The sequence below is a fragment of the Flavihumibacter rivuli genome (assembly GCF_018595685.2).
Taxonomy (GTDB): Bacteria; Bacteroidota; Bacteroidia; order Chitinophagales; family Chitinophagaceae; genus Flavihumibacter; species Flavihumibacter rivuli.
Genome location: NZ_CP092334.1, coordinates 4,188,468 through 4,215,026, shown reverse-complemented (window position 1 = coordinate 4,215,026; position 26,559 = coordinate 4,188,468). Strand labels below are relative to the sequence as shown.

Sequence of the window (26,559 nt, the reverse complement as noted above, 5' to 3'; positions counted from 1 at the left end):
TCTTATGACCAACGGGTATAAACAACGAAAGCAATTTGGATATACGTTTGTTGACATTACCCGACAGTAAGCAAAGTGATCATGGCATTATGAAAATGTGGAGATGTGAAAATGTGGAGATGTGAAAATGTGGAGATGTGGTCCTTAGGCCAACCAGTGGATGGAGAGAAGTTTTATCCCTTCCCTATTGAATCTTATGAACAACGTATAACTTCCCCTCGCCCCCGTTGTGTCTTATGACCAACGGGTTTAAGCAACGAAAGCCATTAGGATATACGGTTGTTGACATTACCCGACAGTAAGCAAGAGGCTGTAAAATGAACTGTGTCAAAGGTTAAAATTATTAATGACCTTTAACACAGTTTTTATGCTAGACAAACAACACCCTGATTATGACAGCCTTCAGAAGAAGGCCTTAGAGCAATTGCGCTCTGGCAAGTCGCTTTTCGGTAAAGACGGAGCCTTTGCCCCCATGCTAAAACAGTTCATTGAGGCAGCCCTTGAAGCTGAGCTAGAGGAGCATCTTGACGATGAGCAACGTGATAATGGCAATCGCAAGAATGGGAAGAACAGTAAACGGCTTAAGACAGCAGAAGGGACACTGGATATAGAAACTCCTCGCGATCGGGATGCATCCTTTGAACCACAATTAGTCAAAAAGCGGGAGACCATTTTAGCGGAGAGCCTGGAACATAAGATACTGGGGCTTTATGGCCATGGAATGAGTTTTCGGGATATTGCATCACATATCAAGGACATGTATGATACTGACATATCTGCGGCTACATTGTCTGCAATCACCGATAAGATTATCCCACTGGTAAAAGAATGGCAGAACCGGGTCTTGGAGCCGACCTACTGCATTGTTTTTTTGGATGCCATGTATTACAAGGTCAAGGAGGAAGGCAAAATCGTCACTCGCTGTGTTTATAATATCCTGGGAATAGCTCCAGATGGCCGAAAAGACTTACTCGGGATGTACATAGCCGAGAGCGAAGGGGCCAACTTTTGGCTAGGAGTGCTCAGCAATCTGCAACAGCGCGGGGTTGCCGACATCCTGATTGCCTGTATTGATAACCTTAAGGGGTTTGCCGAAGCCATAGCCAGCATATACCCCAAGACTGAAGTGCAAACCTGCGTGGTGCATCAGATCCGTAACTCGCTAAAGTATATTGCCAATAAAGACCAAAGGCCCTTTTTGGCTGATCTTAAGCCAGTGTACCAGGCGGTAAGCCTGGATGAAGCTGAACAGCAATTACAGGAATTAGAAGCTAAATGGGGTAAAAAGTATCCGATTGTCATTGACTCCTGGCACCGCAACTGGAGTAAGTTAAGGACATACTTTAAGTATTCCCCGGCCATCCGAAAACTAGTATATACCACCAATGCCATAGAGGGCTTCCACCGGCAAATCCGAAAGGTAACCAAAACAAAAGGGGCATTTACCTCTGATATGGCACTATTGAAATTGATCTATCTGGCAACCATGAACATCCAGAAGAAATGGTCAAAACCCCTGCCAAACTGGGCACTTACCGTATCCCAACTGTCCATCATTTTTGGTGACCGGTTGAAATTGATGATATAAAATCCTCTATACTGATCAATAATTATTGCAACTTTAGATCATTGATCAACAGTGCCAGAATAATTATTGATCAGCATAGAGTTTTGATCCAGATCCTTGAAATAAAAATTTGAAACAGTTTATTTTACACTCCCGTAAGCAAAGTGATAATGGCATTATTAGCTGTTGGTGATAACACCAACAGCGGCTAGAAACAACGGATTTAGGGGCAATTCCCTTACAGATTCCCACCCATTGGTTAGCGCAAGTGCCACATATTCACATTTTCACATATCCACATGTCCACATTCTCACATCCCCTCATCTCTCCCATCCACCCCCCAGGGCCTTATACAACTGCACCAGGGAATTCAATTTTTGCTGGAGCGTAATGGACTCCTGTAATTCCGCGTCAAAAAGGGCATTCTCCTGGACGATCACTTCCAGATAGGAAGTATAACCATAATTGTATCTTGCCATGGAAAGTGCCAGGGCCTTCCGGGCGGCTTCTACCTGAATCTTACGCTGGTCATATTCCTCTACCAAAGTCCGGTAAGCAGTGAGTGAATAATCAACATCAGCAAAGGCACTCAACACCGTTTGCTGGTACTGGTAGATCAACTGCTCGGTCCGCTTGCGCTGCACTTCCACCAGGCGTTTGTTCTGACCAAAATTAAAAATAGGACCGGCAAGGTTGGCAAACCCGTTGGCTACAAGTCCCTGTGAGCCAAGGAATGTGGATAATTGCGGACTGGCGAACCCCAGCAATCCTGTAAGGCTAAAGGAAGGAAAGCGATTGGCTTCTGCCACTCCAATACGCTCAAACTGTGCCTGCAGGTCGTTCTCGATCGCGCGGATATCCGGACGCCTTACCAGCAACTGCGAAGGAAGGCCAACCGGAATATCAGGGGTAATGACCTGGTCATAATTGCTAAGCCCCCTATCCAGGGTCCCTGGCCCCATCCCCATTAACACCCGCATGGCATTCTCAGTCTGAACGATCTGTCTTTGGATATTAGGGATCACTGCAGCAGCAGCAGCCTGCTGGGTTATAGCCTGGAGCTTATCCAACTCTGAAACATAACCGGTATCGAAACGGTTGGTAAGTATCCTTGTATTCTCCTTCCTGGATTCCAGGGTTCTTTTGGCAATGCCCAGACGATTGTCCAGGTCCCTCAACAAGAAATAGAGGGTAGCGGCTTCCGCCACCAGGCTTACTTTAAGGGCATTCCGGTTGTCTTCTGTGGCCAGCATTTGGGCAATCGCGGCCCTGTTGGCATGTCTCAGTTTGCCCCAGATATCGATCTCCCAGTTCAACACACCAAAGGCATTCAATACCCCTCCATCAAATCCCCCGGCTACCTTTTGCGCTTCGGATCCCGCAGATCCCCCACCTGCGCTCAATTGGTAATCAAACCTGGGATACAGATTAGCTTTTACCACCCCGGAAATAGCCCTTGACTCTTCTACCCTTGCGGCAGCAGTAAGAAGGTTACGGTTACTGTCCAGCACCCTTTTGATATAGCGCTGCAGGACAGTATCCTGATAAAGTTCGAACCAGGCCATCAGTGCAGAAGTATCTTCAACAGGGCCTTCCCTGTAACCAAAGTCCATGGATGTTTCCGGGCGACTATATTTTGGACCCACCATACATGCCGACCCAACAACGGTAAGGACCAGTAAGGAAAATATAATTCGTTTATGCTTCATGGTTAGTTGCAGGTTCAGGTGAAGAATCAGCTTTCTTTTTTGCAAGCCTTTTGTTGCGTTCGATCAATACAAAGAAGGATGGTATCAGGATACAACCGACTACTGTTGCCGTGATCATACCGGCAAACACCGCCATACCCATTACCTTTCTCGCCTCAGCACCGGCACCTGCCGCAGTCAGCAGCGGTACCACACCCAGGATGAAAGCAAAGGAGGTCATCAGGATAGGTCGGAATCGAAGCTTCGCGCCTTCAATTGCCGCCTCTAATACCGGCACCCCTTCTTCCATCTTCATTTTTGCAAACTCTACGATAAGGATGGCATTCTTGGCATTCAACCCGATCAGCATTACCAGTCCTATCTGGGCAAACACATTATTTACATAGCTTTCCGAAGATATCCTGGCCAAAAACAGGCCCAACATAGCTCCCATCACTGCCCATGGTGTTCCCAGCAATACTGAAAAAGGCAATTTCCAACTTTCATACTGCGCTGCCAGGATCAGGAATACAAACAGCAAGGCCATGGCAAATACCTGGGCACTTTGCCCCGAAGCTGCCTTTTCCTGGTAACTCATATTACTCCACTGGTATCCCATACTGGCTGGCAATGTCGCCTTGGCCACTTCCTCCAATGCATCAAGGGCCTGGGCCGAACTGTAACCCGGCGCTGGCGAACCAGAAACTTCCGCAGACCGGTAAAGATTAAACCTGTTCGTGTATTGGGGACCGGTAGTATCTTTTACAACAGCGAGGGTGGCCAATGACACCATATTCCCTTGTGCATCCCTGATGAACAATTGCTCAAGGTCATTAGGCTTCATGCGGTATGGCGCATCCGCCTGCACATAGGTTCTGTACTGCCTGCCGAAGGCATTGAAGTTGTTCACAAAGGAACCACCCAACATGGCAGAGATGGCACTGTTCACATCATTCAGGGTAAGCCCCAACTTCTCTACTTTTTCCTTATCCACCTGGATGCTCTTTTGGGGAACATTGGACCGGAAAAGGGTATAGATACTACCGATCTCAGGCCTTTCCCTGGCAGCTGCTATGAAGCGCTGTGCCTGTTCAGCGAGATATTGCGGAGTATTTCCAGCCCTATCCTGTAACTGGAGGGTAAATCCGGAAGCATTACCAAGTCCCGGAATTGGTGGCGGGCCAACCGCGATAACAGTGGCTTCAGTAATCTTGCCGGTAACTATAGCGTTGATCTGACGAATGATCTCCTTATCTGTCTTACCTCTTTCATCCCACTTCTTCAATTGCACGAATACTGTGGCAGTATTGGGCGCAACCGTACTGGAAAGGATATTATAACCATTGATCACAGTATAGGATTCAATGCCCTCTATCTCTTTAATGATCGTTTCAACCTTACGGGAAACTGCATCGGTTCTTTCAAAGGATGCAGCATCCGGCAGGATAACCCCCATTAGGAAATACCCATTGTCTTCTTCAGGCACAAAGCCTGCAGGAACCCGCCTGCCCAGGACAACCGTTGCAAATACAATTACCCCCAACACAATCAAACTCATCATCACCTTCCTGGCAAAGAAACCCGCCACACCGATGTATCCATTGGTGAATTTGTCGAAACCCCTGTTGAATGCGCCGAAAAACCGCGCCAGCAACCCTTTGCTTTCTTTCTTCGGCCTAAGGATCATAGCAGCCAGGGCCGGGCTCAGTGTAAGCGCATTAAAGGCAGAAAGCAATACTGACACCGCAATGGTAATGGCAAACTGCTGGTACAACCTTCCGGTGATTCCACCAGTCAGGGCCACCGGTATAAATACGGCTGCCAGGATTATGGCAATGGCCACCACTGGGCCGGCCACCTCTTTCATCGCCTTTTGGGTAGCTTCTTTCGGACTGAGCCCATGCTCCATATGGTGCATTACCGCTTCCACCACAACGATCGCATCATCTACCACGAGACCTATGGCCAAAACCAGACCTAGCAGGGAAAGAACGTTTACAGAGAAACCAAGCAGGGGAAAGAATATAAATACCCCGATCAGCGAAACCGGAACGGTCAATAACGGGATCAGGGTTGCCCTCCAGTCCTGGAGGAAAATAAACACCACAAGGATCACCAACAATACAGCCTCCAACAAGGTATGCAGGATCTCTTCGATACCCGCTTCGATCGGCAAGGTGGTATCCAAAGAAAACCGGTACTCCAGGTCATTGGGGAACCTTTGCTTTACTTCCTCCATTACTTTATGGATCGATTCCGCCACCTCGATCGCATTGCTTCCCGGCACCTGGTAAATGGCCATTGTTGCGGCTGTCTTCCCGTTCAGCCGGCTGTTCTGGAAATAGTTTTCCGTTCCCAATTCAATCCTTGCCACATCTGACAACCTCACCAGGGCGCCATTGTCCTTGGACTTCAGGATGATCTTACCAAACTCCTCTGCACTGATCAACCTTGCCTGAAGCTGGGCAGTATAGGTATTTTGTACACCAGGCAAGGCAGGGTTGTTTCCAAAACTACCGCCAGGATAGATATTGTTGTATTCCCCAAGGGAATTCTTCACATCGTTTACTGTAATCCCCAAAGCCTTCATTCTGTCAGGCTTCAACCATACCCGCATGGCATATTCTGCACCCCCAAACACAGTTACGTCACCTACTCCCTTGATACGCTTGATCTGGTCAACGATATTGATGTATACATAATTGCTTACGAACTGGGCATCATAGGAATTATTAGGGGAAAACACAGATACCAGCACTAGCGGAAAGGACAATGCCTTCTTGGTATTCACCCCCATGTTCTTTACATCAACCGGCAGGAAAGGATTGGCCATGGCCACCCTGTTCTGGGTAAGCATATTGGCATTATCGAGGTTGGTGCCCACTTCGAATGAAACCTGGATGGTGGTGGTACCATCATTGGCGTTGATGGATTGCATGTACAGCATTTCCTCAACCCCATTTACCTGTTGCTCGATGGGGGTAGCCGTTGTTTGCTCAACGTTAACGGCGTTAGCACCGTTATAAGTACCGGAGATCTTGATCATGGGTGGTGTGATCTCAGGGTACTGTGAAATAGGTATGCCCCTCAGGGTTAACAAGCCGAGCAGGATGGTAAATATGGAAATAACCATCGCCACAATCGGTCTTCGTATAAAAAACTTACTCATAATACGCGCAGTTGATTAGGTAAGGACATTTGTTTCTAATTGGCAATGGTTGAATCATAATCCCATTTCATTTGGATTGGCTTGATGGGCACCTTGGGATTCACAATGGCATTTCCAACAATGGCTACCCTATCGCCTTGTTTCAACCCTTCATTGATGATCCAATTGCTACCAACCCTTGCCCCTACCTTCACAACTTTCGGCACAACTTTATTACTATCATTCACCAGGAATACCTGGTAAATACTTTGCAGTTGGTTGATGGCTTGCTGCGGTACTATAACAGCGGCCTTATGTTCCTCCGTCTTGAACCTGACCTTAACATACTGACCCGGACGAAGCACACCCATTGAGTTGGGAAATACCGCCTGGATCAGGATCGACCCTGTTTGCGCGTCAACTTCCCTATTGGCCAGGTCAAGCTTACCTGTTTGCGAAAATGTATTGCCATCACTCAGGATAAGCCGAACCGGGAGGTCCTTATTCAATACCCCATCACCACTCTTTTGGAGACTTGCAAACCGCAAAAGCTCAGCCTCGGCAATTGGGAACCTTACCCTTACATTACCAGTTGAAGAAATGGTAGTGAGTGGTTGGCTGACAGTCGGCACCTTGCCAACATAATCACCCACCTGAGCTGATGAGATGCCAATAATTCCAGAAACAGGCGCAGTGATCCTGGTATAGCCCAACTCAATATTTGCGGTATTGAGGGCTGCTTCTGCTATTCGCACCTCCTCCTTTGCTGCCTCATAAGAAGCCACTGCCGCATCAAGATCCCTTTTACTCAAAGCATTCATTTCTGTCAATGGCCGTACCCTGTCAAGATCTGCCTTTGACTTCGCCAAAAGCGTCCTGGCACGACCTACCTGACCAGCGGCAGCATCGATCCTGGTCCTGATTGGCAGGTCATCCACCGTATACAACAACTGCCCCTTTTTAACTACTGAACCTTCCTTGAAATGAATGCCGGTTATCCAGCCTTCCACCCTTGACCTGATCTCCACATCGGTTTCCCCTAAGGTCTGGCCTACATATTCTGAATAAACCGGGATATCCCTCTGGCCTGCAGTAACTACATTCACTTCCGGGATAACGACTGCCTTCTCTTCGGACTTATCCTTGCAGGATGGCAAGACCATAAATAACAAAACTGGAACAAGTGCCCAGCATCTTTTTGCGTGAAATGTCATGTTGATCGTTTTGCTTTGATTGCACAGTTAATACAGAGGGAATAGACCAAGTGGACTTTACTGGAATATTGGAGAATATATTAAAGCAGGTTTTGAAACCTGATCATCTAACCAACGGAAGGAATATGATAAAATGTATCCCCTTAATTTTTGGCACCCTTCTTCATGAAATACCGGAAGGCCAATTGGGCCAGGGTCAATAAACCTGCCTGTTTTAAGGAGGCTGTCAATTGTTTTGCCCCGGATTCCGGGATCTTTTTCTTCAAGAGCAGGCTAAACAAAACACTTCCCAGACCAAGTGCTGCACCAGCATACTTCCCGGAAATCATCGAGGGAAGTAAATTACCGATACCGGCCTTCAATGACTCCCTGGGCAAGGCCCTGGCCATACCCCTCAACTCGCTTTCCTGCAAACCGATCTCTGCCTTGAGTCGTCTTTGCTCTTCCTGCAAATCTGCAAGGGTATTGATCTGGAATGGCTCACCCTGCCTGTTCGTTATTTTGTGTTTCCTCATCTTCATCTTTTTCAAACAGCACCCTGATGACGGTATTGGTCACAAGTGGCTCAATGTATTTTTTCCTGAAAACCAGTACCAGAATAAATAACAGGATATAGATAGCGGTAATGATACCAAAGCCGTAGAATAAGCTGCCGGTAAGTTCTGCAAAGAGGTACCCTGCCATGATGCTGATAAAAATCAGGACAAAGAACCCTACCAGGAGCAAAACCAGTAAAGCCACCAGTATACCCGCCAGCCGCGATGACTTTTCCGCAGCCTGCATCTTCATCAATAGCAACCTGTTCTGGAGGTATTCGCCAAACTTACCCTCCAGGGATGAAAAGTAGTCCTGCTGTTCGTTTTCCATAACTTAACCGGTAAATTTTTTAGCCTTATCCTCAAAATCCTGCGCCCATTCCTTTCCCTTCTCTACGGCATCTTCCATTTCAGCCCCAAATTTTGAAAGGACATCCTTGGCATCTTCCCCGGCTTTCCCTGCTGCAGATTTCAGGTCGTCGATGATTTCCTTTCCCTTGTCACTGGTAAGCAAGATTCCAAGGGCCGCACCGGCTGCTGCACCAAGCAGTAATCCAACAAGGAACTTTTGATTGTTTGTCATGCATTGGTATTTTAAGGATCAACTCATTATAATAAATTTACACTTAAGTTTTTACAATAATAAAGCCATTACCCTTCTAATTGCTATTTCACAGGCATTAAGCCGTTAAATGATGGCTTTCCCATTTTTTAACCTTCACCGATATCCGGGTCCACAAATGACGAGCGCCTGCTACTGCCAGAAAGCTATAATTCAAGACATCTATCTAACTTGCACCCGGTCTTTCGCTCTAAAACAACCAAAATGCGCATCATTCCTGTAATAAACCTATCTACCGCCAGATCGTTCCTGGAAGCTCATGTTGAGTTGAACCGTCAAAACCCCAATTTTATACGTCCCCTGGACCAGGACGTCGAAAAGGTTTTTGACCAGAATGCAAATAAAAATTTCAGGCACGGCGAATGCCAACGTTGGCTTTTGGAAGATGGGAAAGGAAAGCTCATCGGCAGGATTGCGGCATTTGTCAACAAGAAATACAGGAACAAAGGGGATGAACAACCAACCGGGGGTATGGGTTTCTTCGACTGCATCAATGACCAGGAAGCTGCCAACCTATTGTTCGATACTGCAAAAAACTGGCTGGCAGAACGGGGAATGGAAGCCATGGATGGACCCATCAACTTCGGGGAAAGGGATAAATTCTGGGGCCTTTTGGTGGAAGGATTCCAACCTCCTCCCTATGGCATGAATTATAATCCTCCCTACTATAAAACACTTTTCGAAAACTATGGGTTCCAGCCCTTCTATTACCAGATCTGTTGGTCCCTGCCCGTTTCAAGCGAAAATGCACAACTGCAAAGGAAATTCTACGATGCCCATGACCTCCATGCAGCCAATCCCGCACTCAGGGTGCAGATGGTCAAACGAAACAACCTGGAAAAATATGCCATTGACTTTTCCAAGGTTTACAACCAGGCCTGGGCCAAGCATGAAGGCAACAAGGAGATGAGCGAACAACAGGCCATCAAGCTCTTCCGTTCCATGAAACCCATCATGGATGAATCGCTTGCCTGGTTTACCTACCATAATGACGAGCCCGTTGCCATGTGGATCAATATCCCGGACCTGAACCAGATCTTCAGGCATTTTAACGGCAAGATGAACCTCTGGAACAAGCTTCGGTTCCTGTATTACCAAAACAAAGGGGAATGCAATCGCTTTATTGGGATCATCTACGGGATCATTCCGGCTTTCCAGGGCACTGGTATCGATTACTACATGATAGTAGAAGCGGAAAAGGTGATAAAGGAAAGGGGCAGGTACAAGGAACTCGAACTGCTTTGGCAGGGTGACTTCAATATCAAGATGCTGAATATTTCCCGCAACCTGGGCGCGACAGAAAGCAGGCGGCTGGCAACTTTCAGGTACTTATTCGATCGTTCCAGGCCCTTTAAGCGTCACCCCTTTATCGACTAGTAGCCCGATGGCTCACATATCCTCTTCCAGGATATCCATTTCAAGCGCATGTTGCTTCAACAGCAGGTAATGATTCCTAAGTGATTCCAACAAGCCATAAGCACGATAGGGGTACCAGTGTGTGGCAGCAAATTCCCTGATCACTCCTGTTACTTCCGGCATATAAACATGATGGATATTCGGAAAAAGGTGGTGGGCGAGGTGGTAATTGAAATTCCCTAACACCAGTCTGGCAAGGGGGTTGTCCAAGCGGATATCATTGGTGGTCAAAAACTGGTGTACCATCCATGAAGAAGGCATTTTACGATCGGCCTCCGGCACCGGAAATGAATTGTGGATATTGGCATGTGGGGTCAGCAAGACCAGCAGCGCAAAAACACTCGCAGTAAACAGGAGAACCAGAAAAGCACAAAAGGCCTGTCCCAGGGTGTACCCTCCCAGCCAAACAGGCAACACCAGTACATAGGTAATAAACACTGTCTTGAAAAAGAACAACTTAAAATATTCCACCAAGGGGATACGAACCATTTTCCTGATGGTCCGGCCAGCATCAAAAAAATCCTTGAAATCCCTTACCAGCAGCCAATTGGGCAAATAAAGTGGATACAGGAAGAACATCAGCCAATGCTGGTTCCTCGTAAAAAAGTTCTTACCAGCTTTACCTGCCACGTTGAAAAAAGCAGATTGCTCGATATCCGTATCCCATCCATCAACATTGGGGAAATTGTGGTGCATCAGGATATGCCTTTTCTTCCAGATATAACTATTGGCACCCAGCAGGTCGAATAACAACAATACCAGCCCTTCCCTGGACTTATTGCCATACAGTGAGCCATGAACAGCTTCGTGCACCAGGTTCAGGAAGATCAGCACGATCAGTATGCCCATAAGGAAATAGGCTGTATAAAGGAAGGCAGTGGAAAACCAACCACTCACTGCCAGTCCCCAAAGACCCAAATAGAGCAAAGGGAAAATAATCGACCTGGTCCGTGCCCAATGGATCCTTGCAGGATGGATGTACTGCATCCGCTCCTCCACCAGGCGCTTCAATTCCAGGTAATCCTTCTTCTGCCCGGTATTCTGCTGATAAGTAGGTTTTTGGACCTGCATGATGACTGAATAAGGTTTTCGACAATTGTCATTCATTCCGGAATTAACCCATTAAACAAATTTACAAAGTGAAAGCATCAAAGCGAGGCCCGTTTCGAATATTTGCTGGTACTAATCCATTATTTTTGAGCCCCATCAAGGACTACCCATGAAGAGAATTGTAGAAGTCAACAATAAGGAGCTGGCCCGTATCTTTCTAGAGATCCCCCTGGCCATTTACAGGGGCATACCGCAGTGGATCCGTCCACTTGATAAGGATATCGAAGAGGTTTTTACCCCGGAAAAAAACAAGGCATTCCGGCATGGGAAAATTAACCGTTGGGTTATGCTTGATGAGAATGGAAATGGGATCGGGCGAATTGCCGCATTTGTAAATAAACAATACCGCAACAAGGGCGACGAACAACCCACCGGGGGGGTCGGCTTTTTTGAATGCATTAACGACCAGGCCGCAGCAAACCTCCTTTTCGACACGGCAAAAAACTGGCTCAAACAGGAAGGCATGGAAGCCATGGACGGGCCGATCAATTTTGGGGAAAGGGATAAATGGTGGGGACTGGTGGTGAAAGGGTTCCAGTCACCACTCTACTGCATGAACTACAATCCTCCCTACTACCAGCAGTTGTTCGAAACCTATGGGTTCAAGGCATTTTTCAACCAGATCTGCTTTGGTATGCACCCAAAAGAAACACTGCACCCTAAGTTCTTTTCGCGCCATAGGGAAATTGAAAAAGATCCCGGATTTTCAGCCAGGCATATTGACATAAAACAGCTGGATAAATATGCCCTGGATTTCTGCACTGTTTACAACAAGGCATGGGCAGGGCATGCAGGCAATAAACAACTCAGCCCTGAGCAATGCCGCAAGCTGTTCAGGGCCATGAAACCTGTTATGGATGAAAAGATCGTTTGGTTTGCCTATTACAAAGAGGAGGCAATCGGCATTTTCATCAATCTTCCTGACCTTAACCAGTGGTTCAAATACCTGAATGGCAAATTTGGCTGGTGGCAAAAACTAAGGTTCCTCTGGCTAAAAGCGACCAAGCGCAACCCAAGGTTTACCGGGCTGGTCTTTGGGGTGATCCCGGAATACCAGGGAAGGGGGGTGGATAGCTACCTGATCGTCGAAGCCGCCAAAATCATCCAGCACAAACTCCACTATTCCGAATATGAGATGCAGTGGATCGGTGATTTCAATCCCAAGATGATCGCTGTGGCTGAAGCCCTTACCCCGATCAGAAGCAGGGAGTTGACCACCTACCGGTACCTGTTCGACAGGGAAAAGGCATTCAAGCGCCACCCCTATCTATGAGTCACTTCAACAAAAGGAACCCCAGGTAGTAATACATTAAAAAAGCAACGAATCAATTAGCGGGGAATTGACAATTGAAGATGGCAATTCTTTGGCTAACTTAGCCGCCTATGGAACAGTTCATCGTTTCGGCAAGGAAATACCGACCCCAGAATTTTTCTACTGTTGTTGGACAGGCACATATTACCACCACCTTAAAGAATGCGATCCGCAACCAGCAATTGGCGCATGCCTTCTTGTTTTGCGGACCAAGGGGGGTGGGCAAGACTACCTGTGCCCGTATCCTGGCTAAGACCATTAACTGTGAACATCCAACTGCAGACGGCGAAGCCTGTAACCAGTGCCATTCCTGTACTTCCTTCAATGATGGCACATCCCTCAACATCCATGAACTGGATGCCGCCAGTAATAACTCGGTGGATGATATCCGCTCACTGGTAGAGCAGGTAAGGTTTGCCCCCCAGGCCGGGAAATATAAAGTGTATATCGTGGATGAGGTGCACATGCTCAGCGCAAGTGCCTTTAATGCCTTCCTGAAAACCCTGGAAGAGCCACCACCCTACGCCATATTTATCCTGGCAACCACGGAAAAGCACAAGATCCTCCCGACCATCCTGTCCCGTTGCCAGATCTTCGATTTCAAGCGGATCACCACCAATGATACTGTTGAACATCTACAGGAGATCTGTGAGAAAGAAGAGATCAAAGCCGAGCAGGCCGCACTCCACCTGATCGCCCAAAAAAGCGAAGGCTGTATGCGTGATGCCCTGAGCATCATGGATAAGATCGTAAGTTTCACCAATGGCGAATTGTCCTATCGGAACACCCTAGAACACCTCAATATACTTGATGCAGATTACTACTTCAAGTTGATGGAATGCATGCTGAACCAGGACCTTAGCGGGGCCATGCTATTGTATGATGACATCAACCGTAAGGGCTTTGAGGGTGATATGGTCCTTAATGGCTTTGCGGAATTCCTCCGCAACCTGCTCGTAAGCAAGGATCCCAAGGTGGCTGCCTTGATGGAAGTGGTAGAGACATTCCGTCCCAGGTATCTTGAAATGGGCGCGAGGGTAAGTCCTGCCTACCTGGTCAGTGCCCTAAACCTGGTGACCGAAGCTGAGATGCATTATAAGGGTGCAAGAAATAAGCGTTTACAGGTAGAACTGGCATTGATCAAACTTTGCTATCTCCAGCAAGCCATTGAGCTTACCGGGGAAAGTGGTAAAAAAAAACTGATGGAAGTACGGCCGCTTAATTTTCGGCTACTCCAACCCGTTATTGCCAATCCTTCAGCGGAACAGGGAAGACCGTCACAACAACAACCAGGTGTCACAACCAGGGAGAACGGCGCCAAACTCATCATAGAGGAGCCGGTTGCCAGGAAGATCATGGAACAAGCGGCCGTAAAGACCCAACCTGTTCAACAACCCATTCCGGCTCCGCAGGCAAGTGCCCCAACCTTACCTCCACAACCCCAGCCATCCCAGGTTAACAACCCTGCACCTAAAGCTGGTAAACTGGGGTCACTGGACAAGATCAGGCAGAATGTAAGCGCGGCAACAGCCAATAGCGGCAGCATACCAAAGATCGAATTGACCGACGAGCTGCTTCGCAAAGCATGGATCGAATTCACCGACATCCTGAAAGCAGCCAAAAATCCTGCTGTACCAAGCTTTGAACTGGCCGAACTGAGGATCAATGATGCCAACAGTTTCCAGGTGGTAACGCCGAATAACCTGCAGCAGAAATTCATTGACGGACAAAGGATAGAACTCTCTGAGTACCTGCAAAACAGGTTCCATAACAGGGCATTGACTTACCAGGTGGTCATTGAAGCAAGGGAGGATTTTGAATTGACCACGGAAAGGCCACTGAATTCAAAAGAAAGGTTCCAGGCCATCATTGAACAATACCCGCTTGTAAAGGAGCTGAAGGACAGGCTTAAACTGGAATTGGATTATTAAAAAAAACGCCGCTTGGAAAAGCGGCGACTAAACCATAAGAACCCTCTATCACTTCCGGGAGGGAGCATGCTGCTTCGCATGATGAACATGCGACTTCTTTGCACCTTCGGAAGAATTTTTTGCCATTTGGTGCTTTTCTTTCTTTTGCCCTGTTTTTTCAGTGGCAGACGGATTTGTTTGCGCCATCAATACACCTGTGGTGAGTAAGCTGAACAGGCCGATAAAAACTGACTTTTTCATTTCTTAAGAATTTAGTTTGACCAATAATTTAACCATCCAAATTTGGCCAAACCTTCTCTTTAAAAGTGTTAACGATGGCTCCAATAACAGCAGGTTAACCCTTGTTAATCCTGTGTAATTTCGCCTAATTTTAATAAAGGAATCCGGCAAGGGACTCCATTAACAAGCGCTTAACCACAAGCGGATGTTTATCACCCCAAATGACACCAACTTTGCCTAAAAGAATCTTCCTCAACATTATGCGTGCAGCAACCTTACGATGGATGGTGGTCATATCAGTTGCCATTGCTGCAATTATCCTGCTTGCACAGGCCTTTTGGCTTAAGAAGATTTATGAACTCGAACAGAAGAATTTCAATAGCGATGTAGTAAAATGTATCCGGGGATTAATGGAAGACATTGATATCGCAGAAAATCCCGGAGTACAGCTCCAACAGCTGGTAGAACATCCCACCCCGAACAACTTCCGCATTAAACTAAACCGGGTTCCTGATGGAGACTCGCTCGCCTACTACCTGGCCAATGAGCTGCAGGACTTCGGCATCATTTCTTCCTGCATTGCCAGCGTATATGATCACAATAAAAACGAATTCGTCTATACCAAATACCTGCTGCATCCGGCAAACAGCAATCCCAAAGAAAGCCGCTATACGCTCCCGGAAGATGCCCTTCCTTATACCTATGCATACCTGACCTTTCCCAACCGTGAACAATTCATCCTTCGCCAACTGAATTACTGGATCCTGGGAACCATCATCCTGCTGCTCACCCTCCTGGCGATGGCAGGCAGCCTATTTCATTTATACCGGCAAAAAACATTAAATGAATTACAAAGGGACTTTGTCAATAATTTCACCCATGAATTCAAAACACCGCTGGCAGTTATGAAGCTTGCAGCAGAGGTGATCACCAATCCCGACATCACCACCAAGCCGCAAAAACTGGAACGCTACGGCAAGATCATCAAGGAACAGACCGAACACCTCCAAAACCAGGTGGAAAGGCTACTACATAGTGCCACTACAGACCAATACGAACTACCCCTACAGTTGGAAAAAACCAACTTAAACCAACTTGTAGAACAAGCCGTAGAACAACTGGATCCATTGATCAACCAAAGGGCTGTTAAACTTGACCTCCACCTTGCAGATGACTTGCCTGATATCCTGGCAGACAGTTCGCATATAGAAATGGTTATTGTGAACCTGGTGGAAAACGCGATAAAATATTCCAAGGATCCCCACGTGATCATTACAACGGAGTCAACCAATACCAACGCTGTACTATCCGTGAAGGACAATGGCATTGGTATAGAGAAACAATACCTTCCCTTCCTTTACAAAAAATTTTATCGTATCCCGACAGGCGATGTGCATGATGTAAAGGGCTTTGGTCTTGGCTTGAACTTTGTGAAAAAGGTGGTGGATGCCCACCGCGGTAAGATCAATATCCAAAGTATTCCGGGAATTGGAACCATATTCAGTATCACACTACCATTACAACCATAAGACTATGCAGGAAAAGGCAAACATTCTATTGGCAGAAGATGACGCCACCCTATCCATGGTGATCAGGGAATCACTTGAAGAAGCAGGTTATAAGGTCATAACTGCCGACAACGGGCAGCAAGCCATTGACCTATTCAGCAAGGACAATATCGACATCTGCCTGCTGGACATCATGATGCCGGTAAAGGACGGCTTCTCTGTAGCGAAAAAGATCAGGCAACAGACCGACCTCACACCAATCCTATTCCTGACAGCGAGGTCCCTGGAAGAAGATAAAATAAAAGGATTCCTGACCGGGGCAGATGACTATATCACAAAGCCCTTTAGCATGGCGGAATTGCTGCTGCGGATAGAAGTCTTCCTAAGAAGGTCAAGGAAACTGCATGCAGACCAGGCCATATCCTATAAGATCGGAAACCTCGATTTTTCTTTCACTGACCTGAAGATAAACACCCCCAATGGAACAGTTCCATTGACCCAGAAGGAAGCCGAGTTATTACTGTTCTTTTGCAAGCATCCTAATAAGGTACTAAAACGGGAAGAGATATTGCTGAATGTATGGGGCAAGGATGACTATTTCCTTGGAAGGAGTATGGATGTATTTGTGACCAAGCTGCGGAAGCACTTCAAGGCGGACCCGAACATCCAGCTGGAAACCATCCATGGAATTGGATTCAGGCTGAATATTCCTTAACAGGGAAGGACCCCACGGCGTCATTATACACCACTTAACCACTCAATAACATATGTAAACGGTGAATTAACAAATGTAAATGAAAGCTTTGCGTCAGATAATCAATAATAATGACGCGCGTAAAATTGCTGCTGCTCTTTTTGGCATTTTTTGTTACCGCCAGCTTACCTGCACTCAGCCAGCCACCCAAAAAAACAATAAGCCTTACTATTGACCAGGCAGACAGCATCTTCTTACGGAAAAACCTCCTGCTGCTTGCCCAGCATTATGAAGTAAATGCTGTTAGTGCAAGGGAAATCCAGGCAAAATTATATGACAACCCAACCTTCAGTACAGAACTCTCTGCCTACAATCCTTCAAAAGGTTGGTTTGACCTGGGAACCAATGGCCAGAAAGCTTTTGCTATAGACCAGCTGATCTACCTGGCGGGAAAAAGGAACAAAAGAATCGCACTTGCAAAAGAGGACACCAAACTAGCGTCCTATCAATTTGAAGACCTGATCAGGACCCTTAAATACACCCTGCATTCCAGCTATTACACCCTGCAGTACAACCAGGAAATCATTGACCAGATCACGAGTCAATTAGACCTGCTGGGTAGTATTACCGCCGCTTATGATAGCCAGGCGCAGAAAAGGAACCTTTCAGAGAAGGATGTAGCAAGGCTGCAAACGGAATATATCCAATTGAATGCTGAACGGAATAACCTGGTCACCGCTTCATTGGAAGCGCAAAACAACCTCGGGATACTCCTGGATACCAGCGCTATCGTTACTCCGCCAAGCGGCACCATACCTTCCATCAGCTCCTCCAACCTACCGGGAATGGATAGCCTCTTGAACCATGCCCTTAACTGGCGCCCTGACCTGAAACAACAGCAAACCCTAGCAGCCCAATCAAAGCTTTACCTCAATTACCAGAAAGCATTGGCCGTACCGGACCTTAAAGCCGGTGTTGGTTATGACCAAAACGGCAGTTACGTGCCCCATTATTATAACCTGCACCTTGCCATTGACCTGCCCTTCTTCAATAGGAACCAGGGCAATATTAAAAGCGCCGAGCAGCAGCAACAGGCAATCGATTATCAGCTGAAGGCCAGGCAACAATCAATAGAATGGGAAATCACTACTGCCCTTGCACAGTTTTACCAATTCGACCGGGACTACCAGGAAGCCAGCCGGAGATTCAATAAAAACTTCCCGCTGGTGAACAGGGGCATGATCGAAAACTTCAATAAAGGCAATATCAATATCCTTGAATTCCTCGACTTTTTCGAAAGCTATAATTCAGCCATCAGGCAAATCAACCAGCTGGGCCTTAACCGGGCGATGGCTTACGAACAACTTCAATTTGTAACCGGGATCAAACTATAAATCAACAGCATGAGGCCACTACTCCTTTTCAGCATCATGATAGCATTTACTGCTATAAGCTGCAACCATCGCGAATCCTCGCCAGAACAACCATTCTCCCTCACTGATACCATGCTGGCAAAGATCAGTATAGAGGAAGTGAAGGAAGAGCCGGTACAAAGTGAATTAAAACTGAACGCCAGGATCATACCGGAAGACAGGAAAATGACGAACGTGTTTGCTGTTGTAGGAGGGTATGTTACGACATTAAATGTTTCCCTTGGTGACTATGTTGAGAAAGGCCAGGTATTGGCAACCATCAGGAGCACAGAAATAGCCGCGTTCGAAAAAGAATACAGGGAGGCTCAAAGCGACCTGATCCTTGCCGAAAAGAACCAAAAAGTAGCACAGGAACTCTATGGCTCAAAACTCAACACCGACAGGGATGTTGCAGCCGCTCAGAAAGAAGTGGACAATGCACAGGCAGAATTGCAAAGGATCAAGGAAGTGATGAGGATCTACCGGACCAATAAGAGCTCCCTTTACAACATAGTAGCCCCAATATCAGGCTATATCATTGACAAGAAACTCAATGCCAATATGCAATTGCCCAGCAGCTATGATGAAAGCGTCTTCACCATTGCAGAGCTGGATGAGGTTTTCGTATCAGCTAACGTATATGAAACCGACATCTCCAAGATCAAAGTAGGAATGCCTGTTGAAGTAGAAATGCTGGGCTATCCAGGCAAAAGGATGAAAGGCCGAATTGACAAGATCCTCAATATCCTTGACCCTGACAGTAAAACTTTAAAAGTAAATATCAGGATGGGCAACCCGGGCCTGATGCTGAAGCCGGATATGGTAGCTACAGTGTTTGTACAATACAATGAAGGCGACACCATGCCATCTGTTCCCAATGAAGCCCTGGTATTTGATAAAAGCAAGCACTACGTGATGGTCTATTACAAAAAGGAGAGCATTGAGACCCGCGAAGTGGTTCCATACAAAACATCCGGAAACCGAAGCTTTATCCAAAGCGGTCTCCAAACAGGGGAAAAAATTATTGGCAAGAATGCCCTGATGATCTACGATGCCTTAAATGATTAAACCAAGGCCCAACTACCATGAATAAATTCATTCGAAATATAGTCGCCTTCTCCCTGAAGAACAAGTTCTTTACCTTCTTCATGGTAGGGATACTGGCAGTTGCAGGGGTGGTCAGCTTCATCAATACGCCAATTGAAGCATTCCCGGATGTGACCAATACCCAGATCATTATCGTTACCCAGTGGCCCGGAAGAAGTGCGGAAGAGATTGAAAGGTTTGTGACCCGACCGATTGAAGTGGCCATGAACAGCGTCCAACGCAAGACCAATGTGAGAAGCATCACCATGTTTGGCCTCAGTGTAATGAAGATCATCTTTGAGGACGATGTAGATGATTTCTTCGCCAGGCAACAGGTAAACAACCAGTTAAGGAATGTGAGCTTGCCGGAGGGAGTGGAACCTGATATCCAGCCGCCCTATGGCCCAACCGGCGAGATCTTCAGGTATGTGCTGCGAAGCAAAACAAAGAACAGCCGGGACCTTCTCACGATCCAGAACTGGGTGATCGACCGGCAGCTAAGATCCGTTCCGGGAGTGGCGGACCTGGTAGCCTTTGGAGGGGAACAAAAGATCTATGAGATCCAGGTAAATCCCGCACAACTAACCAAATACGATATCACCCCCCTTGAGGTATATAATGCGGTGAGCAAAAGCAACCTGAATGTGGGCGGTGATGTGATCGAGAAAAACAACCAGGCCTATGTAGTAAGGGGAATCGGTTTACTCAACAGCATATCCGACATTGAAAACATCATTATTGAACAACATGGTGATGCCCCTACCCTGGTCAGGAATGTTGCGACCGTTAAAGAAAGTGCAGCTCCGCGGGTGGGCCAGGCGGGTCTCGACGAACAGGACGATGTGGTAGAAGGTATTGTTGTAATGAGAAAAGGGGAAAACCCGGCCCAGGTCCTCCAACGGGTAAAGGAAAAAATAAATGAACTCAATGAAAAGGTATTACCCGCGGATGTGAAAATGGAAACTTTCTATGACCGCGACAAGCTCATGGAATACTGCACGGAAACAGTAATGCACAATCTTGTTGAGGGAATCATCCTGGTAACCGTTGTGGTCTTCCTGTTCATGGCCGACTGGCGAACCACCCTTATCGTATCGATCATCATTCCCCTATCCCTTCTGTTTGCCTTCTTCTGCCTTCGCCTCAAAGGCATGAGTGCCAACCTGCTTTCCCTTGGGGCAGTTGACTTTGGCATCATCATAGATGGTGCCGTAGTGATGGTAGAGGGGATGTTTGTGGCACTGGACCACCTGGCACATGCAAGGGGCATGGACAAATTCAACAAACTCGCAAAACTGGGCATCATCAAGAAAACAGGAGGCGAACTGGGAAAAGCTGTTTTCTTTTCCAAACTCATTATCATCACAGCGCTGCTCCCAATATTTTCATTCCAGAAAGTGGAGGGCAAAATGTTTTCCCCGCTCGCCTATACACTAGGCTTTGCTTTACTGGGCGCATTGATCTACACCCTTACACTGGTTCCCGTACTTTGTTCCATCCTGCTGAATAAAAATGTAAAGGAGAAAAAGAACATTTTTGTAACCACCATCAACAAGTATGTCACCAATGCCTTTCTCTGGTGCTTCCAGCACAAAAAACAAAGTTTGGGCATAGCCATACTAACCCTGGTCATCACTTTTGCTTCGGCGAAATTCCTGGGTACTGAATTCCTGCCCCAACTGAATGAAGGGGCCTTATGGGTAGAGGCGAAAATGCCGATGAGCATGAGTCTGCCAAAAACAGTAAGCATTGTTCACGAGCTCCGCAAAAAGCTGAATGAATTCCCGGAGGTAAATGGCGTTCTGTCGCAAACAGGAAGAAGCAACGACGGCACGGACCCAAGCGGATTCTATTACGTACAGATGCAGGTAAACCTCAAGCCGAAGAAGGAATGGAAACGTAAGATAAGCATGGATGACCTGATCGAAGAAATGGACAAGAAGCTGAAAGTTTACCAGGGCATCAACTACAACTATTCCCAGCCCATCATCGATAATGTTGCAGAGGCAGTAGCAGGGATGAATGCCAATAATGCGGTTAAGATCTTCGGGGATGACCTTGACAAGCTGAATGACCTGTCCAATAAGGTACTGGAGCAGATCAGGAACGTAAGGGGCATCAAGGACGCCGGCATCCTGAGGAATATTGGCCAACCGGAAATGAGCGTTATCCTTGACGAGGAGAAAATGGGCCTTTACGGCGTTTCCATTGCAGACGCGCAGGCTGTGATCGAAATGGCTATCGGCGGCAAGACAGTTACCCAAAAATATGAAGGCGAAAAAAAGTTTGATGTAAGGATTAGGTACCAGCCCCAATTCAGGCAGGAAGAGGAGGATATCATGAACCTGAAAGTACCTACCCTGAAAGGCACCAAGATTCCACTGGGCGAGATCGCCACCATGAAAAAGCTGACAGGTCCTGCTTTTATCTACAGGGATGCCAATAAGCGATTCATTGGCGTGAAATTCACGGTGAGGGAAAGGGACCTGGGAAGCACTATAGCTGAAGCCATGGCAAACGTAAACCGCTCTGTAAAGCTCCCTAAAGGGTATAGCATTGAATGGACAGGCGAATTTGAAAACCAGGTAAGGGCAAGCAAAAGACTGGCCCAGGTAGTTCCCATTAGTTTGATCGCCATATTCATCTTGCTGTTCATCACATTTGGCAATGCCAAAGATGCTGGCCTGGTACTGCTCAATGTTCCCTTCGCTTTAATAGGAGGCATTCTGGCCCTTCATATTACCGGCATTAACTTCGGCATCTCAGCCGGTGTAGGCATGATCGCCCTTTTTGGCATCTGCGTTCAGAATGGCGTTATCCTCATCAGCGTTTTCCACCAGAACCTGAGAAACAAAATGGAGCTCAACGAGGCCATTAAGAACGGCGTGACCAGCAGGATCAGACCGGTAGTCATGACTGCCATGATGGCCATGCTCGGTTTATTACCGGCAGCTACCTCTACGGGTATTGGATCGGAAAGCCAAAAGCCACTGGCCATAGTGATCATTGGAGGATTGGTAACAGCCACCATCCTTACCTTGATGGTATTCCCGATCATCTTCTGGATATTCTACAGGAAGAACAACCCCAGCCTGGAGCAATTATAATTCTGCATACTTTTTATTTGTAACAGACAGGTCATTAATGGCCTGTACTGTTATAAATAGAAGCCTGGTAGAACAGCAGGTCCTTGTAGATCCGGAAAATATAGGACTGCAAGGCAGACCAACATTCCCGGCCTATGGCCAGGATATCATCCAGTTCGTTACTAAAGAATTCCTTGCCGTTGAAATAGGCATAGCTGGCTTCAAGGTACCGGTCGATTTTTGACTTCAGCTCCTGGCTCTCTTCAAAAACCCCTTCCTTACTGAACAATTCGAGCATCTGGCGGAAATCTGGTTCATCCTTGGTTTTAAGTCCTGAAACAAGGGCATCCGCATGCTCCAACGTCAGGCTTTCACCCGCATAAACAGGGTTCAGCTTTTCGAACATGGCATTGGAATGATTGTAAAATTCATTAGCCCTGTTCCGCCAGATAAAATATTGCTCATACTGGTCCTTTAACTTGCCGGCCTCACCGCGCCTTGCTGCCAGCCAGTAACTGTTCCTGAACATCCGTTCATCGAAATCCTGTAGCCGCGATCGCCAGGCTTCCGCCTCCAACTTTAGCCTTTCGATCAACTTGCCTATATCCCCTTTACCCATCCTTTGCCCCTCGAAATCAAATGAACTGGTTTCGACACGGCCGTCTGCAATGGCCTGCAAGGTCTCTATATCCTGCTCCGCACCGCTGATCTTCTTCAGGATGGAAGCCTGTTCATTTGTACACAATGCTTTCACAACATCAACAGACACTTCTTCATCCGCAACACTCATCTGTTTGTCCAGGTCCATTTCACTCATTGGCCGGCCGTCATAACAGCCATTAAAGACCTCAGGAAAGGCATAATACTGGATCAACGCATTGTATTTTCCTTCAAAGTCCTTTTCAGTAATGAGTTCCTGTTCAGCCTCCCCTGTAGAAGCCTGGCTATATACAAATGCGGTCATGGAACGCTGCAAACCCAGTTCATCCGTAAAGATGGTCCAGGCAGATCGATCATCAATGGCCGCGTCCATTTTAAGGCTATGGAGGTGGGCGATCCGCTCTGCGGTGGGGGGATGGGAAGCCCATTGGTCTTTGAAGTTGACGCGGGTAGCAGACTCGCCGGAAGCAACCTCGTGCGTGATCAATGGCAACCCATTATTGATGGGCAGCTGGTATTTCCTGGCCAGTTCCTTCATTACCAATCGCTGGCCGGGATAGAAATTCTGGCTCACCTCATTCTTCCGGAACCAGTCATTGCAGGTATCCAGGACTGACTGATAACCCGAATCAGCCATTTCCAGCCGGAGCAATGCGGATTCCAGGTTATTCGCACCGCTGACCGCAGCAGCTACTGCATCCGCATGGAATTCCATTTCCCGGGAAAGGCCCATATAGCCCTTATTGACCAGGCCATAGAGTTTCCTTAGGACCCATTGGATACCGTTGACGATCTTCACGGTAATGGTCGCAAAAAAGGCAAAATACCCGCTGACAGCTGCCCACTTGTCCAGGAAAGCCCCATAACCTGTATTGTCATAGAGCATATTGAAGATGATCCGGTTAACCTGGTAGACAAAACTTCCCAGCTTCATGCTTCGCTGGGAAAAGTGGCCAAGTTCATGGGCCAGTACCGCACTGAACTCTCCCCTGTTCAATCCATTGACCAGTCCAAGCCCAACCACCAGGTTTTTACGGACAGGCAGGAACATGCTCCAGAAACCCGAATCGTAGAACACGCTCGCATTAACATCGGGAGCCAGGTACACATGCTTAGGGAAGCGGGCATTGGTCGCTTTGGAGATTTCACGAATGAAGGCAAATAGGGCAGGCTGGTCGGTTTCCTTGATTTCCATATAACCGGATACGTCCTGCCGACTGACATTGAAAAGGAATTTAACCAGGAAGAAAAAAACCATCACACCAAGGCCGATCACCCCCAGGCCGATCATGATGACGAGGAATTTAGGCACCGTTACGATCATCAGGACACCACCATAAACACAGGCGGCGGCGAAGGCAAATGCGGTTACTACCAGCAAAAGGTAGACAATAATGAACAAGGCAATTAAACCCACCACCTTTATCGCTTCTTTCCTGAAGGCCGCTGATGGTTCTACTATTTTGGGCGATGGTCCGGAATGCTGGAAAGGGTATTGGATAGAGGTTTCCTGCATGAAATTGGTTTTAACCCAAAAAGATAGGAAATAGAATCCGCAAATAAAACAGTCCGGGCATCATTGGAAATGGGCTATATCATCACAAAGCAACCTCAAGGGTTTCATCCATCAGGAAGGACGGTTCCTTAAAACTGAACATTACCATCCAGAAAACCCCAAACCTCCTAACTTCGCACCCCATGAGCGACACTTTACCACACGATTCCGTAGTGCCTTTTAAGGATTCAGACCAAAGCAAGAAGCAGCAGGTGGCAGAAATGTTTGACCAGATCGCTTTTCGTTATGATTTCCTGAATCGATTCCTGAGTGGTGGCATTGATGTGTACTGGCGCAAACGTGCAATTGCTGAATTGAGGCAATTGAAGCCCCAAAAAGTCCTTGATGTGGCTACGGGGACAGCAGACGTGGCCATCATGACCATGAAATTTCTGAAACCCGAAAGAATAATTGGCATAGATATTTCAGAAGGGATGCTGGAACTGGGAAGAAAGAAGATTGCTAAACTAAAGTTAAACGACAGGATCGAGTTGCAATCGGGGGATTCGGAAACAATAAAATTCCCGGATAACTCGTTTGATGCGGTGACTGTAGCCTTTGGTGTCCGCAATTTTCAGGACCTGCGTAAAGGATTATCAGAAATGTTCAGGGTGCTGAAGCCCGGGGGGAAATTGGTGGTATTGGAATTTTCCAAGCCTAAAGCCGCCGGGTTTAAGGGATTGTACCAATTATACATGAACCTGGTGGCACCCGGCATTGGAAAATTGTTCTCAAGGAACAAAGCTGCCTACCAATATCTGAATGATTCCGTACAAGCCTTCCCGGAAGGAAAAGATTTTATTAACATATTAGCAGAGACAGGTTATAGCCAAACCTATCTTAAAAAGTTGAGCCTAGGAATATGCACTATTTATTGCGGAACAAAATCAGCAGCAAAGCCCGATTCATAATCATTATGATGGTCTGCCTTTTGGGCAGTACCGGTTCCTATGCGCAACTAAGAGGCGGATTAAATCTCCCGGACAACGACGACAAATGGTACCATATCGGTATTGTGGTGATGGGGACCTCCAACCGTTTCCAGATCAACCAGCATCCGAGGTTCCTGCAGTATGATAGTGTGATGGTATCCAACCCGGAGAACAGTTTTGGGTTTGGCATAGGGGGCATGCATACTTTCCGGATCAGTAACCGATTCGAAGCCAGGGTGGTATTTCCCCAATTGCTTTTTGTGAACAAATCCATCCGGTATCACCTCAAATACCCCGACCCCAGTAATGAAGAAACGCCTGTCATGAACCAGAATGTGGAATCCATCCTGCTTGGCTTACCCATTCAGCTAAAACTTAAGTCAGACAGGATTGGCAATTTCAGGGTCTACATGATGGGGGGCATCAAGTTTGAGACAGATCTTTCTTCCAAGGCCAATGCCAGGAATGCAGAGAACTTTGTAAAATTGAAAAAATCTGATTTCGGTATTGAAGCTGGTATCGGATTCAACTTCTACCAGAAATTCTTCATCCTTTCACCGGAGATCAAGATCAGCAATGGCATCACCAATGTACATGCCCGCGATGAGAGCCTCAAATTCTCGAATGTCATTGACCGCATCCAAAGCCGACAGATCATCTTCTCCTTAATATTTGAAGGGTAATAACCCATCAAGAAAAATAAAGCCACCGACGAAACCGGTGGCTTTATTTTTTTTATTGAACATTATTATATATTTTTCTAATGCGAAACCCATTATTGCCTATCATGGAGCAATAATCTACCATACTGGTATAGCTGGTATCCATTCACTAAATCAACCGTTGGCTGATCCAACGGTTT

General features: G+C 46.9%; 20 protein-coding genes. 11 read left to right on the top strand and 9 right to left on the bottom strand.

Features of this window, described 5'->3' with window-relative positions; all coding sequences use genetic code 11:
- Nucleotides 1-367 precede the first annotated feature (367 nt).
- On the top strand, nucleotides 368-1,588 hold the full coding sequence (locus tag KJS94_RS17840) for an IS256 family transposase (protein WP_239804222.1): 1,221 nt from the start codon (nucleotides 368-370) through the stop codon (nucleotides 1,586-1,588).
- 300 nt (nucleotides 1,589-1,888) lie between these two features.
- Here the strand turns inward: KJS94_RS17840 and KJS94_RS17835 are convergent, their stop codons facing one another.
- The 6 genes from KJS94_RS17835 to KJS94_RS17810 form a co-directional block, all read right to left on the bottom strand.
- Nucleotides 1,889-3,277 carry an efflux transporter outer membrane subunit gene (locus KJS94_RS17835; RefSeq protein WP_214449388.1) on the bottom strand — a complete coding sequence of 463 codons (1,389 nt, stop codon included), beginning with the start codon at nucleotides 3,275-3,277 and terminating at the stop codon, nucleotides 1,889-1,891.
- A complete protein-coding gene (locus KJS94_RS17830; RefSeq protein WP_214449387.1) occupies nucleotides 3,267-6,425 on the bottom strand; it encodes an efflux RND transporter permease subunit in 3,159 nt (1,052 codons plus the stop codon). Before KJS94_RS17830 ends, KJS94_RS17835 begins: the two co-directional genes overlap by 11 nt.
- Before the next feature lie 35 nt (nucleotides 6,426-6,460).
- Nucleotides 6,461-7,618, bottom strand: a complete 1,158-nt coding sequence (locus KJS94_RS17825) for an efflux RND transporter periplasmic adaptor subunit (RefSeq protein WP_214449386.1) — start codon at nucleotides 7,616-7,618, stop codon at nucleotides 6,461-6,463.
- Nucleotides 7,619-7,761: 143 nt separating this feature from the next.
- Nucleotides 7,762-8,133 carry a hypothetical protein gene (locus KJS94_RS17820; protein WP_214449385.1) on the bottom strand — a complete coding sequence of 124 codons (372 nt, stop codon included), beginning with the start codon at nucleotides 8,131-8,133 and terminating at the stop codon, nucleotides 7,762-7,764.
- The gene (locus KJS94_RS17815) at nucleotides 8,099-8,485 is read right to left on the bottom strand and encodes a phage holin family protein (protein ID WP_214449384.1); all 387 of its coding nucleotides are present in this window, start codon (nucleotides 8,483-8,485) and stop codon (nucleotides 8,099-8,101) included. The genes KJS94_RS17820 and KJS94_RS17815 overlap by 35 nt, the downstream gene beginning before the upstream one ends.
- A 3-nt stretch (nucleotides 8,486-8,488) precedes the next feature.
- The gene (locus KJS94_RS17810) at nucleotides 8,489-8,737 is read right to left on the bottom strand and encodes a YtxH domain-containing protein (protein WP_214449383.1); all 249 of its coding nucleotides are present in this window, start codon (nucleotides 8,735-8,737) and stop codon (nucleotides 8,489-8,491) included.
- A gap of 243 nt (nucleotides 8,738-8,980) precedes the next feature.
- Between KJS94_RS17810 and KJS94_RS17805 the strand changes: the two genes are divergently transcribed.
- Nucleotides 8,981-10,153 (top strand): hypothetical protein, encoded by a 1,173-nt coding sequence (locus KJS94_RS17805; protein WP_214449382.1) that lies wholly within the window; start codon nucleotides 8,981-8,983, stop codon nucleotides 10,151-10,153.
- A gap of 12 nt (nucleotides 10,154-10,165) precedes the next feature.
- On the opposite strand, the gene KJS94_RS17800 is transcribed toward KJS94_RS17805, so the two are convergent.
- Entirely contained in the window at nucleotides 10,166-11,263 is a 1,098-nt protein-coding gene (locus tag KJS94_RS17800; protein ID WP_214449381.1) for a fatty acid desaturase family protein, read from the bottom strand.
- 148 nt (nucleotides 11,264-11,411) lie between these two features.
- Between KJS94_RS17800 and KJS94_RS17795 the strand changes: the two genes are divergently transcribed.
- Nucleotides 11,412-12,575: a hypothetical protein gene (locus tag KJS94_RS17795; RefSeq protein ID WP_214449380.1), complete on the top strand. Its 1,164-nt coding sequence runs from the start codon at nucleotides 11,412-11,414 to the stop codon at nucleotides 12,573-12,575.
- Between the two features lie 110 nt (nucleotides 12,576-12,685).
- The gene (locus KJS94_RS17790; protein ID WP_214449379.1) at nucleotides 12,686-14,545 is read left to right on the top strand and encodes a DNA polymerase III subunit gamma/tau; all 1,860 of its coding nucleotides are present in this window, start codon (nucleotides 12,686-12,688) and stop codon (nucleotides 14,543-14,545) included.
- Between the two features lie 48 nt (nucleotides 14,546-14,593).
- Here the strand turns inward: KJS94_RS17790 and KJS94_RS17785 are convergent, their stop codons facing one another.
- Nucleotides 14,594-14,785, bottom strand: a complete 192-nt coding sequence (locus KJS94_RS17785) for a hypothetical protein (protein ID WP_214449378.1) — start codon at nucleotides 14,783-14,785, stop codon at nucleotides 14,594-14,596.
- Nucleotides 14,786-15,024: 239 nt separating this feature from the next.
- Here KJS94_RS17785 and KJS94_RS17780 point away from each other — a divergent pair, with 239 nt between their 5' ends.
- From KJS94_RS17780 to KJS94_RS17760, 5 genes are all read left to right on the top strand, one after another.
- Nucleotides 15,025-16,293, top strand: a complete 1,269-nt coding sequence (locus tag KJS94_RS17780) for a sensor histidine kinase (protein ID WP_214449377.1) — start codon at nucleotides 15,025-15,027, stop codon at nucleotides 16,291-16,293.
- 4 nt (nucleotides 16,294-16,297) lie between these two features.
- Nucleotides 16,298-16,987, top strand: coding sequence for a response regulator transcription factor (locus KJS94_RS17775; RefSeq protein ID WP_214449376.1), 690 nt, complete (start codon nucleotides 16,298-16,300; stop codon nucleotides 16,985-16,987).
- A 110-nt stretch (nucleotides 16,988-17,097) separates the two neighbouring features.
- The gene (locus tag KJS94_RS17770; protein WP_214449375.1) at nucleotides 17,098-18,360 is read left to right on the top strand and encodes a TolC family protein; all 1,263 of its coding nucleotides are present in this window, start codon (nucleotides 17,098-17,100) and stop codon (nucleotides 18,358-18,360) included.
- A gap of 9 nt (nucleotides 18,361-18,369) precedes the next feature.
- Nucleotides 18,370-19,446, top strand: coding sequence for an efflux RND transporter periplasmic adaptor subunit (locus KJS94_RS17765; RefSeq protein WP_214449374.1), 1,077 nt, complete (start codon nucleotides 18,370-18,372; stop codon nucleotides 19,444-19,446).
- Between the two features lie 17 nt (nucleotides 19,447-19,463).
- Nucleotides 19,464-22,571 (top strand): efflux RND transporter permease subunit, encoded by a 3,108-nt coding sequence (locus KJS94_RS17760; protein WP_214449373.1) that lies wholly within the window; start codon nucleotides 19,464-19,466, stop codon nucleotides 22,569-22,571.
- Between the two features lie 34 nt (nucleotides 22,572-22,605).
- Here KJS94_RS17760 and KJS94_RS17755 read toward each other — a convergent pair whose 3' ends face one another.
- On the bottom strand, nucleotides 22,606-24,726 hold the full coding sequence (locus KJS94_RS17755; RefSeq protein ID WP_214449372.1) for a M48 family metalloprotease: 2,121 nt from the start codon (nucleotides 24,724-24,726) through the stop codon (nucleotides 22,606-22,608).
- Between the two features lie 182 nt (nucleotides 24,727-24,908).
- Here KJS94_RS17755 and ubiE point away from each other — a divergent pair, with 182 nt between their 5' ends.
- Nucleotides 24,909-25,676: a bifunctional demethylmenaquinone methyltransferase/2-methoxy-6-polyprenyl-1,4-benzoquinol methylase UbiE gene (gene ubiE / locus KJS94_RS17750; RefSeq protein ID WP_214449371.1), complete on the top strand. Its 768-nt coding sequence runs from the start codon at nucleotides 24,909-24,911 to the stop codon at nucleotides 25,674-25,676.
- 5 nt (nucleotides 25,677-25,681) lie between these two features.
- Nucleotides 25,682-26,380: a type IX secretion/gliding motility protein PorT/SprT gene (gene porT, locus KJS94_RS17745; RefSeq protein ID WP_239804221.1), complete on the top strand. Its 699-nt coding sequence runs from the start codon at nucleotides 25,682-25,684 to the stop codon at nucleotides 26,378-26,380.
- The last annotated feature ends 179 nt before the right edge of the window (nucleotides 26,381-26,559 follow it).